Origin of the sequence: Pedobacter sp. (genome assembly GCF_031119335.1) — a bacterium.
In the GTDB taxonomy this organism is placed as follows: Bacteria; Bacteroidota; Bacteroidia; order Sphingobacteriales; family Sphingobacteriaceae; genus Pedobacter.
Window position 1 is genome coordinate 50,585 of the sequence record NZ_JAVHXT010000010.1, and the last position, 12,285, is coordinate 62,869.

Consider the following 12,285-nt stretch of genomic DNA (forward strand, 5'->3'; position numbering starts at 1 on the left):
AACCAGTTTTAACGATTAACCAATTAACCAGCATATGCATATCTACTCCTTTGAAAAACTAGAAACTTGGCAAAAGGCCAGAATATTTAGAAAAGAAATTTACCTCCTCACAAAGAAGTTCCCTAAAGAAGAACTATTTGGACTGACTAGTCAAATAAAACGTTCGGCAAGTAGCATTGGAGATTGTTTAGCAGAAGGTTCAGCTAGAATTACCGCCAAAGATAAGGCTCATTTTATTACAATGTCTTATTCTAGTGCTATTGAAACCGTTAATCACATTGTTGGTGCATTTGATTTAGAGTTCATCACTAACGAGGAATATGAATATTTTAGGTTGAAATTAGATGAAATAGCAAACAAGCTAAATGCTTTAAGGAAATCAATTTTGAAAAGTGATTAAACAATTGTTCCGGTAACGATTAACCAAATAACCAATTTAAACAGTTAAACAACAAATGAAGATTTTCCTAGTAGGATTTATGGGCTGCGGCAAAAGCACCAAAGCAAAACAACTAGCTAATTTATTAGAATGCCCAGTAATAGATATTGATGCCGTAATTGTAGAGCAGCAGGGTATGAGCATAGCTGATTACTTCGCTGCCAATGGCGAAGCTGCTTTTCGTCAGTTGGAGAATGAAATACTAAAGTCTTATGATTATCCTGAAACTTGCGTAGTAGCTACAGGTGGTGGTTTACCATGTTTTTTGGATAACATGGAATGGATGAATGCAAATGGTATCACTGTTTATTTGGAGATGACACCACCACAACTGGTTTCACGTTTACATAATAGAGAAAAACGACCTTTAATAAAAGGTATGGACGATGAGCAATTACTGACTTTTATTATTGGAAAGCTTGAGGAAAGAAACGTTTTCTACCACCAATCTAAATTGACCATTAATTCTTTTGATTTAGAGCCCAAAGTTTTGTTAGAGGAGATAGAGAAACTTAAGGACTAATTCTATTTACGTTCATTTATGCGTCATCCTCGCGTATGCGGGGATCTTAAAGCATTTTTTTATTGCATTACGATTCCGAAATAAATTCAGAATGACGAACATATTAAAGCAATACTGATAACCAAACTACCCCATATTCTCCAACTTTTCGTCCATTTTTCTGATTTTTGTTTTGCCGTGAGGAATAGGTTCGCTACGTTCGTTCACATTTACAAAAACCATTTTGTCTATAGTCAAGATTGCTTTTTTAGTGATTTTGTTTCTCACTTCACATTTTAATGTAATTGATGTTCTTCCAAATTCTGAAGCCGTCATACCCATTTCTACAATGTCGCCTAGTTTGCCTGAAGAAACGAAGTTGATTTCGGAAATAAGTTTGGTTACTACACGTGGAGCTTCAAGCTGGCACATTGCATAAATAGCAGCTTCTTCATCTATCCATTTAAGTAAGCTACCACCAAAAAGGCTGCCATTTGGGTTTAAATCTTCGGGCTTAATCCATTTACGGGTGTGGAAATTCATTGTATGTTGTTTTTTGAGGCTAATTTAAGGTTTCTTAATCTGATTTAAAGCTGTAAGTAGTAAAACCTCTCTGTCCTTTGGACATCTCTCCTTGAAAAGGAGAGAAAGTAGGGAGCCAATATTGTGGGTGTTACATTTTCGTATCTTTCTATTTTTTTCTTTCCCAACAAATGAAACTTGTTATGTAGTTTCTTTAATATTGCTTTTCTCTCCCTTCTTTTAGGGAGAGATGCCTGATAAGGCAGAGAGGGTTATGGTGTCTTTGCTTGTACATCTTTCTTCGAAACTCCATTAAAACCAACTACGCTATCTGGTAAGTGCGAAAGCTCAATTGTATTTCCTGTGTTGGGAATGTGAGTTTTGTAAGAAAACTGTTTAACATTATGAACTGGAACTTCGATAATGGTGTAAGCTCTTGTGGCTGGTACATTGTCGCCTAAAAGCGGTCGCGGCCCTTCGCCGATACAGCCTGCGTTAAGTAATCTTAAATTATCCGAAAAAGCAGGGTAATAGGCATGTTGGTGTCCGCTGATATACAAATCGATACCATGTTTTTTAAAGAAATTGGCGGTGGTTTCGTTGTCAGCTAATACTTCGCCAGTTTTGTTTTTACTAGCTACAATAGCGTAAAGCGGTAAGTGACCTAGTAATATCCTCAGCTTTGCTTTCTTTGCTGCTTTAGATTGTAATTGCTTTTCCATCCATTTAAATATTTCCGGATTTACCTTAGCTCCTGCTGCATCCCAACTGATAAAGAAAATATCGTTTTGTTGATAGCTGAAATGGAAAGGAAAATTTGTCTTATCGATATACTTTAATCCTAACTGCTGTTGTTTGCTTAACCAAAAATCTTGTGCCAATTTACGGTCTTGTTGGTAAGATGGAGATGCATCGTGATTGCCAACCGTAAAACTGAAAGGGATTTTCATTTGTTGGATGGGCTTTAACACATTTTCATCGAAACTGCTCCACATTGCTTGCGTTTGTTCTGCTGTAATGGATGCTTTTTGTCCGGCTACCATATCGCCGCCACATAAAATGATGTCAGGTTTAATGTTATCGAGTTCTTTTAAAGTGGCGTAAACATCTGGATGGTATTTGGTAGAACCGTAACTAGAGTTTAAATCGCTAATGACTGCAATCTTGATTGTTTTTGGTTTGCTTGGATTTGGTTTTTGCCAAGAAGAACAAATGAATGTGAGTAGGAAAAGAATGGTAAAAGTAGCGGCTTTCATTTAGCTAAGATAGGCAAATGCTAGGTTTTGTTGCAGTGCTGTACGATAATAAACCCAATTGTAGCGGTAATACTTTTTGTTGCGTCATTTCGACGAGGAACGAGGAGAACTGAAAGAAAGCAAAGCTAAATCTGTTAGTTAGTAGTGCTTGGCTGTAGATTTCTCTCTGCGTTCGAAATGACGACGAAGTAAAAACAAAAAGATTATAGCGGAAAGTGGGGCTGCAATTGCCGATACAGGATAAAGCACCTTTTCAAAAACTATTTACTGTAACTACTCAATTTGCCCGCAATACTTTTAATTGAGGTATCTAAATCGATGGCTGAGTTGAATAAAGCGGTTTCTGTTTCTAAATAGGAGCTGCATTTGTCATCGCTTAGTTTTATCACATTAAGGATGCCCAAAATATTCGACAAGTGCTTTCTGGTTTCGTGAGAATTAATCATAGAAAGCTCGTTGTTAAGCTTGTCGTAAGCTAATTTGTTGAAACGTTTGGTAGCCAAAACCGTTCTATAAAGCAGAAAAAGAGCCAAAATAATCATAGCGCCAAGGGTAATTGATAGCCATAAATAGTTTTTCTTAACCTTCAAATCTTTTTCTACAGAGGCGTATCTGTTTTTTATTTCATGATATTTTAGAAGTGCCGACATGTTGCCCGACTTGAGCTGTTTTTCGGCATACAGACTTACTTTTTCCGCATTTTTTTGATAGTATAAAGAAGCAGACTTAAAATCGCCTTCTTTTAAATAAATGTCGCTTAGCATTTTATATAATTTGCTGCTTAAAAGGGTTAGATTTTTGAGGTCTCCGGTATTTAACATTACGAGAATGAATTTCTTTGCACGAGCTATCTCGTTGAATTTTACCAAAGCCTGTGCGTAATGATAGCCGCTCATCAGTTCATCGTCGTCTTGCGGACTATTAATCACTTTCCTAATTTCTTCGATAGCTGCCGGATTTCTGGCCAACATCAGTTTCATGTAGTTTAGGCGATGAAAAGAAACGGAGCTGTGGTTTAATTTCTCGGTTCCGGTAAATGCTTTGGCGGTGTAGTGCTGTAGTAAATTTGCATTGCCCAAGTAAAAGTAGACAATAGCCATATTTTTATAAAGCAGTGGCTTTACCTGTGGCACTTTCTTTTTTTGTGCAAGCGTAATGCCTTTATTTAGCGTGGTAATGGCTTCATTATACAAGCCGGCTTTAAGGTATAGGTCGGCCAGACCAATAAAATTGATGATAAGTTCTTTGGACTGATTTTTCTTATCTTTTAATAGTTTTTCTATGATTTGATAGTTTTCTATGGCTACCAAATAATTTTCTAGTCCGGTTTCTATATTAGCCAGCAGCATTAGAAAACGAATGGTCATGTTTTCTGGAATGTTGGGTTCATTTAGCCCTTTTTGCGCATATGCTTTGGCTTTGTTTAAGACGAGTAAATTTCTGGCGCTATGGGCTTCTATCTCGTAAATTAAAGCTTTTTTATCTGGGAGGTTGCTCTTAGAAAGTGCCGAAATTAGGATTGCTCTGTTTTTAGGGATGCTGTCAATGTTGGCATCAATGATATACTTGGTGGTAAGTTCATAGATTTGATTGCCAACTTCATTTGCAGGTAGTTTTAGCGCATCAGAAAGTTTAGTGGTTAAGCTATCTGCAGCCTGTATGGAGATTGATAATAGTAGAAAAACCACTATCGAACCAACAGATTTTGATATAGAGGTATTCATAAGAAATGCTTTTCATTGGTTAGTAAATGTAAATTTAAAGAAAATTTTTAACCAACTGCAAATCAGTATGTTTGTGTTGTTTTGGTTTGTATGAGGTAATTATGTACAAACAAAAAAGAGCTGTAACACATAATGCACAGCGCTTTTTAAGACAAGCAGGTTTACTTAGAAAGTTCTGCTAAATATTCTTGCGTTTGTTTTTCTACAGCCAAGGTTGCCACTTTAATGCTAGAACCAACACGAGTTGTTTGTGGATTAACCGCTAACTTGCCGATGGTAGCCAAAGCATCAACATAGTATTTGCCCCAAACTTCGATGATATGTTTTTCTTCTTTTGCAGATTTACCTTCAGCAATAGCTTTCTTACTCAGTTCAAATTCAGTTTTTAAACGTACCAACGCATCGTTCTTAACTTGAGTTACCGTAGCCGAAGCTGTATTTTCATCGGCAGTAATTAATGTATAGGCTGCGGTTAAAGCACTTATGCCTACATTTTTAATTGTCTTTGCAGAAACTTTGTCAATTCTATCATTATCAGTATGATAAAATACATCCGTAAAATGCCACATCAACAAGCCTGGTATTTTATTCTGCAAAAATGGGGTATGGTCGCTGCCACCTTCAAACGGATTAAATTTTACCGTCCAATTAGCGAATTTGCCTTGCTCTTTACAAATATCGAATACGAAATCATTGAAATAATGAGGGAACAAATCTTTCTCTTTCACATCGCCAGCACCCCATTCAGAGTGTTTGTCTTCGCCTCTGGTCCAAATGGCAGAAGGATCGGGCATTTTTTCTAGCAAGAAAGTACCGCCAGTTTTCTCAGTATCTTCGCCCACCATATCCAAACTCATGCCCCATAAAATGCCTTTGGCTCTGGTGCTGTCTTCAACGATATACCTCCGTGTCGAGGTAATTTCATCGCCCCATAAAAAGGTTAAACTGCGTTGAGGTTTCAGCTTGCCACCTTTAACCAAAGTTGCAGTTAAACGAGCCATTTCTGCCAAAGTTCCAACGCCCGATGCATTATCGTTAGCGCCAGGTTCTTGTACGTGAGCACTGTAAACGAAACGTTCTTGCGGTTTCACACTGCCACGAACGTTAGCTACAATCGTCAATTCTTCGGCAGGATAAGTTTTGGTAGTGATATTCACTTTCAATTCTACTTTGCCTTTTAAGCAAGCTTCTTTCAGTTTTTCTTTGGAAGCATACGATAAAAACAAGGCCCAAATGCCAGCGTTAGCTTGCATTGGACTAAACTGAATTGATGTAGTATGTTTAGTAGGTTGGTTGTATGCAGGAAGCGAAAAACCCAAAGCACCAACAGCACCAGCTTTGGCCGCCAAGCTTACCAAACGTTGCGTAGGCATATCGCCGAAAACGATTTTGCCTTTCAAATCTTTGCCTTCTAAATCTTCTTTACTGGCTTTGTTTACAAAAACAACTTCTGCGGTTATACCTTCTGCAGCAGTAGAAACGCAATTAATGGGTATCATGTTGCGGTTTGTTTTGAACGACTGTAATGGCGCACTTTCTCCCACAATGCTGATGTTCGCATCCACAGGTTCCCAAGCATCACGCTTCATCGGTCTTTTTTCGATGCGATAGGTGAGAGGGGCTTCAAATTCATCCTTTTTTTGCAGTACATAGCCAGCTTTTTTCAAGATTTCTTCTACACGGTAAATACTGGCATCGAAACCTTTATTTCCCGGTAAGCGGAAAAATTGCTCCACAAAAGCAGTAGTTGCGTAAGCGTTTTTCTCGTTAAAACCAGCTCTGGTTAATTTAAAATATTGCTCTTTTTGGGTTTGGGCAGTTGCATTGAAAGTCAGTGCGGTCAATACAATAAAAAGTAGTTTTTGCATGTTTAATGTTGTAGAAAGCAAAAGTAGTATAATCGGGGTTAAAAATAATCAAGCTCCAATAATCAATAACTAAAAATTTAGAAATATTGATTAAAAAGGTTTGAAAAGCAGGGTAGTTGCTACACCTATGCATCTTTATTCGATGTGTAAGATAGGTGCGCAATGTTATTTGCTTCTATCAAAGTCGAATGCTATCTTAGGGTATTAACAGCTCATATGAATAAGATTAAGCAAAGTATTCTTATAACCGCTACAATCGCAGTTCAGTTCTTTATATCGTGTGGAAATAACTCAACCACGACAAGCAAAGTGCAAACTGATACGGTTAAGGCTTCTAATCCAACTAAACCATTGTCTAGATTCCTTAGCTTAAAGGAACTAAACGATTATGCAGCCAAGGCTGAATTGATTGAACCTAATGCTAGAATAGGTAAGCCCTTTGGCAAACTAAATTATAATAAGGTAATAGCCTACGATTTTGAAGGGAGCGGCGAGCCCTATCCCAGTATAATAGATACCAAAGGGAGATTTGTTCCTGTGGTTGTGAAGCAAATGGCTCTTACGCAGCGTCAAATAGACGTTCTGCTATCCACATTAGCAAAGAAATCTAGTTATGGTGAAAATACCGCATTCTGTTTTGAACCTCATTTCGCTATAGTGTTTTTCAAAGATGATAAAGTAGTAAATCAAATCAATGTGTGTCGTAACTGCAACCGTTTACATTCGACTATAGAAATTCCGGCTCAGAGTCACAAGAAAGTCAATAAAGGTACAGAGGATGAATATGCGCTGGTAGGCTTGACTGATGCAGGATGGAAGGCTATCGTTGATTTGTCAACCGAGCTAAGTTTTAGATACGGCAAAATGAAAGGTAGCAAGGAGCGTATTAGGTAGTATACTTGGCAAAACATAGCCACATCCACAATTTTAATCTTACTGGTTATGTTAAGCCCCCTGATGATTAATTGTGCGCACCTACCATTTACAAGCTGAACCATTGTACATCAACTGAAACTGCTTAGCTTGTAAATGAGTAGCTGTGGACTACAAATGATAGCATCAACACAATATTGTAGATATCAATTAATAGATAATGATGTTAAAACAAAAGACCCACGTAGATTTCTATAATGAACTTAGAGGTCAGTTTCCGAAGATGGAGAGCTTGGATACATGGAAAGTGTACGATTGGAGTGAGGATGGTAACGATATTATGTTTATAATGACAGAGCTCGCCCAGGAACTTGCGAGATGGGTGGCAGATGGAGAACGGGATGATGTACAAACAGTGATGGATATCGTCGAACTGTACTTTCATGAAGGTAATTCAACCGTTACCTCATTTCTTTATACCGACTTCTTGGTAACTGTTATGGAAGCAAAGAAGGAAGATAGGGATGTAATCAAGTCAATGATGAAACCTGAAACTGTTAAGCACTACAGCAACCTTTTCAACTTCTATAGAGAAGCGTAATGACATCAACACTAGTGTTGGAGGTATCGATTTAAAGTTTGATATTAGAGTAAACGTTTAATGTAAATGACATCTAAGCAATTAACAGTCCTCTCGTTTGTACTAATCCTGTTATGTACTTCCATACCTAAGGTGAAAGCATGTCTAAATGGTGAACACTTTGAGTTGACAAATGGAACAATCTTGTATGTGGATAGGGATTACGAGGTTCCCGAAGGGCATTCGTTTCCAGAGCGTAAAAGGCTTTTGGAAACACTTGATGAACTGGACAGCCTTTATAATGCCACAAGAAACATTAGCTTTCTGTCTGATAAGGGGCTTGTACTGATATTGCTTGAACGATACCAACAAGCCATAGGGCTTTATCTTAAAATAGAGAGGATGCAGCCTAACCGCTACTCCACGGCTTCTAATTTGGGTACTGTTTACGAGTTGACTGGTCAGAACATAAAGGCTCTTGAGTGGATAAAGAAGTCGATTGAAATAGACCCCAAGTCGCATCATCAATCCGAATGGATACATGTTAAAATCCTTGAAGCAAAGATTAGGGGCGACGAAAAACATACAACTCAGAGTTTGTTAGGGCTTGACTTTGGGAATGGTAAGCTCCCTATATCTAAAATGAGTAAAAAGGAGTTGGAGACCTTGCGCTACTCGCTTTATTATCAGTTGAATGAGCGTATGTCGTTTATTAAGCCACAGGATAAGATAGTAGCTCAACTGCTATTCGACTTAGGTAATGTTTCCATGTTGCTCCGTTGGGACAAGGTAGCTTCTGAAGTTTACAAGCAGGCTAGGCGATACGGTTTTTTGCATCCCGATTTAGATTTTAGAATTAAGGAGTCTAGACGCTTATATGTAAAGGAGGTGAGAGCATTTAATAAGGCAAACGCAATAAAGGAAGAATCAAACAGGCTCTTGTACTATGGGCTTGCTATGCTAGGGCTCGTAGCAATTGGTGGAGGTTTTGTTTACTTACGAAGAGTTAAGATTAGAAGTATAAGATGAAGAAATATATAACTGGAGTGTGTAAGCAGGTGTTAATCTTTACCGCTTACTTTATATTTGCAAACCTATTTCTTCTGAACAGGCAAGGTGGTACTGACATCTTATTCTTTGCCTTAACTATGCTTTGCCTAATCATTCACTTTGTCATTGTGTTTGTTAGGTTTGTCAGAAGTAAGGACGCAGTGCTATCAGTTGGATTGATTAAAGTGCTGACCGTGTTGATACTAGGTGTGCTGTTTTTGTTATTTGTAGATGGCTACTTGATGTGGATGAATAGATATGGCTTATAAAGAGAAACTAATTGACCACTACGAAAACTATTTTGGTGTAAAGGGTAGCCGTTTAAACCTATCCATTGAGCCAACTACTGGTAAGTTAGCAGATGGTTTCTGTGTGTTGGAGATACCATCTAATACACAGCATCAGATGTATTGTTATTGTACCGTAGGTATGTCAATAGACCATTTAGATAATGCAATTGAATTGGTCGTCTACTCTCCTAAATCTGATTTGGCTTTGGTAGAGCTTCTTACAGTCTGCGCTTCTTATCATAGAAACGATGCCGCACTAAATCTACACCACACCGTTAACATTGGGCAACCTTGGATTGATGGTTCACTTTGCGATTATGGTTTTATATCATTGCCTTATTTGGATGGAGAAGCATTGGAACTGTTTCAATTTGAAGATAGACTGGTAAACTGTTATTGGCTAATACCAATTACGAAAGAGGAGCGAGATTATAAGGTAGAGCATGGTGCTGAAGCATTAGAACAGTTGTTTGAAGATAAGCAATTTGATTACTTAGACCCACAAAGGGAGAGTTTAGTTTAAGCTTACAAAAGCAGGAGTTTTATAAATAAGTTGGTAAATGACAGATTATAATGTAGTATATACCTCAGAAGAAGAAAAGAATAGATGGCGTAATGAAAGGTGGGAAAGGGATGGAGTTTCAAACCTATTAAGCAAAGATGGCTTCACATTCAAGTCGCATGGAAGGTCTGGTTATATCTATTACACCGAACAAGGAACTCTAATTGAGATTTATGTAGAGATGTCTGGTGTTAAAGAGTATGATATGTCGGTATACTTCGACGAAAACCTTGAACGGTTCCCTAACAGGACTATTTTGAATGAAGATGAGAAAGAAATAATGAGGGGTAAGTTGTTAGCTTGGCTTGACCACAAAGGTATTCGAAATGATTTATAGCTTGGCCTACTCTTAAAAGCTAAACCATTGTACACTAGCTTACACTTGTTGCACTTATAAAGGATAAGGTTGGAGCATCAATGGCGGCATTAATCCTCTTGCAATTGGAGTTCTTTGTATATTAGCATCAACTAAATAAGCTCAAATGAAGTGGTATATCATTCCCATTATAGTTCTCGTTATGATACTTGGATATCTCGTTGTCAAATATGTGCCTGCATATCTAATGGATACATACTTGGAGAAGAAAGCCGAAGAGGTAGCACGGGAGAGAAGTAGAATTCTTACTATAGAAGTTAGAGATACAGGTGGATACCTAGTTCACGTACCAGATGGGAAGACGATGCATTCAATAAAATGGAATGATATCAGTAAGGTAGAGCTTTCTACAGACGAAAGCAAGTTATTGGTTTATAGGTCCGCTGTGATTGACACTATTGGTGCAAACACTCATTCTGGTTTTTTAAACTTGATTAAGGCAATACCTGACAACATCATCATGAATGATAGGCTAGTCAGCTTTAAGCAGAACTACTTTAAAGATTTGAGCTGTTGCGATATCTGTGGTAAAGTGAGTTTGAAGCAGGGCGAGTGCCTACATTGTGGTAATGCTTCGTATGAGCAGTATGTAAAGAATAATAAACTAATGGGGATTACAGAGGATGAAGGAGAAAGGGAGTATATTAGAAGAGAACAGTTGTTTTGGTTCTATGATGAGGGCGGAATTAACTTCTTTGATGATTACTTCTTGTTTGAAAAATGCGCTAACTGGAAGCCATCCGTTTCAAAAGCTGAGGTTGTAAAATACGGAGCAAAATAGTAATTCCATCCAAAAATCTGTCTAACCCCCTTAAGTAAACGATATTGACAAAATCTTGGATGTAGCTATGTAAGCTTAAGCAGTTGTTTCTTTTGGTTTAGCTTTGTGAATGGGGTAAATCAACACAGCAAAGGCTATTGCAGCAACGAACGATGTTATTATAGGTAGACCCCGAGGATTGAACGCACTTACAAGCACATCTAGAATCCTAGATGTAGTCAGTTGTACACTTGAAACTATCAAATCTACCATAAGATATACCACGAAGTTTGATAGAGCCAGCACTATAGCTATGAGCAGAAGCATTGTCCTACTAACTCTATCTCTGTTTACAAGCCTGCTATAATACGCCCAGAAGGAAAGCCAAAAAAGTATAGCACCTAAGGCGATGCATAACGTAACAGGTACGAAATAAGAAATCAAGTTGTAGTTTATAAACATATCTCTTTGGTAGATGTAGGTCATTGTAAATAGACCTATAGAACCAAGCAACACGCTGGTCAGCCATACCTTTAATGGATAGTTGTAATGTTGGAGCATGTATCTAAGATAAAGAAAGTAGATGATATAGATGTAAAGGTATTTATTAATACACTACTCAAAGATAAACTTGTCTCCCCAACACGCTTAAAGAAGTTCCGCCATAAACCCACAACCCCAACCGCACAGTCCATTTATTGCGTTGCCTCTTTGCTTAGTTGGTTAGAAAGCTTGCACTGGTTCCATTCATTAATTTAAAATACATTAACATGGAACAGAAAGAACTATTCAAGGTTGCTGAGGTACAACTAAGTTACAAGCCACACTTCAAAGCGCAGGAGAGACCGCAGATTAGTAGCTCTAAGCAAGCTTACGATTTACTAATAGCTAATTGGGATATGAGTTTGATAAACTACATTGAACAGGCTAAAATGATTTTACTCAACCGCAATAACAGGGTGTTAGGCATCATTAGCTTATCTACAGGTGGTGGAGCTTCTACGGTAATGGATAGTAGAGTGATATTTGCCACTGCATTGAAGGCAACGGCTACTAGTTTGATTGTTGCGCATAATCACCCATCGGGAAACCTTAGACCGTCAAGCGAGGATATTAGGTTGACAGAGAAATTAAAGCAGGCAGGTAAGTTACTAGAGATAGAAGTACATGACCACTTGATTATAAGCGAAAATGGCTATTGCAGTATGGCAGAGGACGGTTTGATGTAGTAAAAACACGGGGACAAAACACACTTCTTAAAAGCTAGCATAGGGACAAAATGAGGGACAATAGGGACAAAAGCTAATGAGAGTGGTGTGAGAACCGTATATTTGAATGATACAATTAACAGAGTAAATAACAAGCTGTCATAAGCAAATCCCCCTTGAACGTTCATTTAGGCATTTGGTTTGGCTATAAAAAAGAAAAGAGACAATCCATCCAGACTTGTCTCTCTTTCTAACCAAATATAAACCTGTATGAA

The 12,285-nt window shown here is 37.9% G+C and carries 14 protein-coding genes; 10 read left to right on the plus strand and 4 right to left on the minus strand.

All coding sequences use genetic code 11. The features are described 5' to 3' along the window. Positions 1-34 precede the first annotated feature (34 nt). Positions 35-400 carry a four helix bundle protein gene (locus REI64_RS11825; protein WP_308850331.1) on the plus strand — a complete coding sequence of 122 codons (366 nt, stop codon included), beginning with the start codon at positions 35-37 and terminating at the stop codon, positions 398-400. 55 nt (positions 401-455) lie between these two features. Continuing rightward, positions 456-962: a shikimate kinase gene (locus tag REI64_RS11830; RefSeq protein WP_308850332.1), complete on the plus strand. Its 507-nt coding sequence runs from the start codon at positions 456-458 to the stop codon at positions 960-962. 126 nt (positions 963-1,088) lie between these two features. On the opposite strand, the gene REI64_RS11835 is transcribed toward REI64_RS11830, so the two are convergent. From REI64_RS11835 to REI64_RS11850, 4 genes are all read right to left on the minus strand, one after another. Continuing rightward, the gene (locus REI64_RS11835) at positions 1,089-1,484 is read right to left on the minus strand and encodes a hotdog domain-containing protein (RefSeq protein ID WP_308850333.1); all 396 of its coding nucleotides are present in this window, start codon (positions 1,482-1,484) and stop codon (positions 1,089-1,091) included. Between the two features lie 251 nt (positions 1,485-1,735). Next, positions 1,736-2,719: a metallophosphoesterase gene (locus REI64_RS11840; RefSeq protein ID WP_308850334.1), complete on the minus strand. Its 984-nt coding sequence runs from the start codon at positions 2,717-2,719 to the stop codon at positions 1,736-1,738. A gap of 260 nt (positions 2,720-2,979) precedes the next feature. Further along, positions 2,980-4,443, minus strand: a complete 1,464-nt coding sequence (locus REI64_RS11845; RefSeq protein ID WP_308850335.1) for a tetratricopeptide repeat protein — start codon at positions 4,441-4,443, stop codon at positions 2,980-2,982. 161 nt (positions 4,444-4,604) lie between these two features. After that, positions 4,605-6,311, minus strand: a complete 1,707-nt coding sequence (locus REI64_RS11850; protein WP_308850336.1) for a M28 family peptidase — start codon at positions 6,309-6,311, stop codon at positions 4,605-4,607. A 216-nt stretch (positions 6,312-6,527) separates the two neighbouring features. Here REI64_RS11850 and REI64_RS11855 point away from each other — a divergent pair, with 216 nt between their 5' ends. The 8 genes from REI64_RS11855 to REI64_RS11890 all read left to right on the plus strand — a co-directional run bounded on the left by REI64_RS11855 (position 6,528) and on the right by REI64_RS11890 (position 12,031). Beyond that, the gene (locus REI64_RS11855; RefSeq protein WP_308850337.1) at positions 6,528-7,205 is read left to right on the plus strand and encodes a hypothetical protein; all 678 of its coding nucleotides are present in this window, start codon (positions 6,528-6,530) and stop codon (positions 7,203-7,205) included. A gap of 202 nt (positions 7,206-7,407) precedes the next feature. Then, the gene (locus tag REI64_RS11860; protein ID WP_308850338.1) at positions 7,408-7,785 is read left to right on the plus strand and encodes a hypothetical protein; all 378 of its coding nucleotides are present in this window, start codon (positions 7,408-7,410) and stop codon (positions 7,783-7,785) included. Between the two features lie 66 nt (positions 7,786-7,851). Beyond that, positions 7,852-8,793, plus strand: a complete 942-nt coding sequence (locus REI64_RS11865) for a tetratricopeptide repeat protein (RefSeq protein WP_308850339.1) — start codon at positions 7,852-7,854, stop codon at positions 8,791-8,793. Continuing rightward, a complete protein-coding gene (locus REI64_RS11870) occupies positions 8,790-9,083 on the plus strand; it encodes a hypothetical protein (protein WP_308850340.1) in 294 nt (97 codons plus the stop codon). The genes REI64_RS11865 and REI64_RS11870 overlap by 4 nt, the downstream gene beginning before the upstream one ends. Beyond that, positions 9,073-9,627: a suppressor of fused domain protein gene (locus tag REI64_RS11875; protein WP_308850341.1), complete on the plus strand. Its 555-nt coding sequence runs from the start codon at positions 9,073-9,075 to the stop codon at positions 9,625-9,627. Before REI64_RS11870 ends, REI64_RS11875 begins: the two co-directional genes overlap by 11 nt. A gap of 37 nt (positions 9,628-9,664) precedes the next feature. Beyond that, complete coding sequence (locus REI64_RS11880) at positions 9,665-10,003, plus strand: hypothetical protein (RefSeq protein ID WP_308850342.1); 339 nt, start codon at positions 9,665-9,667, stop codon at positions 10,001-10,003. A gap of 226 nt (positions 10,004-10,229) precedes the next feature. After that, positions 10,230-10,823, plus strand: coding sequence for a hypothetical protein (locus tag REI64_RS11885; RefSeq protein WP_308850343.1), 594 nt, complete (start codon positions 10,230-10,232; stop codon positions 10,821-10,823). Between the two features lie 749 nt (positions 10,824-11,572). After that, entirely contained in the window at positions 11,573-12,031 is a 459-nt protein-coding gene (locus tag REI64_RS11890) for a JAB domain-containing protein (RefSeq protein WP_308850344.1), read from the plus strand. Positions 12,032-12,285 lie beyond the last annotated feature (254 nt).

What these genes read in the sequence shown, in the direction of transcription:
- REI64_RS11885 (WP_308850343.1), top strand. Translation starts at nt 10,230, where the DNA reads ATGGATACATACTTGGAGAAGAAAGCCGAAGAGGTAGCACGGGAGAGA.
- REI64_RS11845 (WP_308850335.1), bottom strand. Translation starts at nt 4,443, where the DNA reads ATGAATACCTCTATATCAAAATCTGTTGGTTCGATAGTGGTTTTTCTA.
- REI64_RS11875 (WP_308850341.1), top strand. Translation starts at nt 9,073, where the DNA reads ATGGCTTATAAAGAGAAACTAATTGACCACTACGAAAACTATTTTGGT.
- REI64_RS11865 (WP_308850339.1), top strand. Translation starts at nt 7,852, where the DNA reads ATGACATCTAAGCAATTAACAGTCCTCTCGTTTGTACTAATCCTGTTA.
- REI64_RS11855 (WP_308850337.1), top strand. Translation starts at nt 6,528, where the DNA reads ATGAATAAGATTAAGCAAAGTATTCTTATAACCGCTACAATCGCAGTT.
- REI64_RS11860 (WP_308850338.1), top strand. Translation starts at nt 7,408, where the DNA reads ATGTTAAAACAAAAGACCCACGTAGATTTCTATAATGAACTTAGAGGT.
- REI64_RS11890 (WP_308850344.1), top strand. Translation starts at nt 11,573, where the DNA reads ATGGAACAGAAAGAACTATTCAAGGTTGCTGAGGTACAACTAAGTTAC.
- REI64_RS11850 (WP_308850336.1), bottom strand. Translation starts at nt 6,311, where the DNA reads ATGCAAAAACTACTTTTTATTGTATTGACCGCACTGACTTTCAATGCA.
- REI64_RS11880 (WP_308850342.1), top strand. Translation starts at nt 9,665, where the DNA reads ATGACAGATTATAATGTAGTATATACCTCAGAAGAAGAAAAGAATAGA.
- REI64_RS11830 (WP_308850332.1), top strand. Translation starts at nt 456, where the DNA reads ATGAAGATTTTCCTAGTAGGATTTATGGGCTGCGGCAAAAGCACCAAA.
- REI64_RS11840 (WP_308850334.1), bottom strand. Translation starts at nt 2,719, where the DNA reads ATGAAAGCCGCTACTTTTACCATTCTTTTCCTACTCACATTCATTTGT.
- REI64_RS11870 (WP_308850340.1), top strand. Translation starts at nt 8,790, where the DNA reads ATGAAGAAATATATAACTGGAGTGTGTAAGCAGGTGTTAATCTTTACC.
- REI64_RS11835 (WP_308850333.1), bottom strand. Translation starts at nt 1,484, where the DNA reads ATGAATTTCCACACCCGTAAATGGATTAAGCCCGAAGATTTAAACCCA.
- REI64_RS11825 (WP_308850331.1), top strand. Translation starts at nt 35, where the DNA reads ATGCATATCTACTCCTTTGAAAAACTAGAAACTTGGCAAAAGGCCAGA.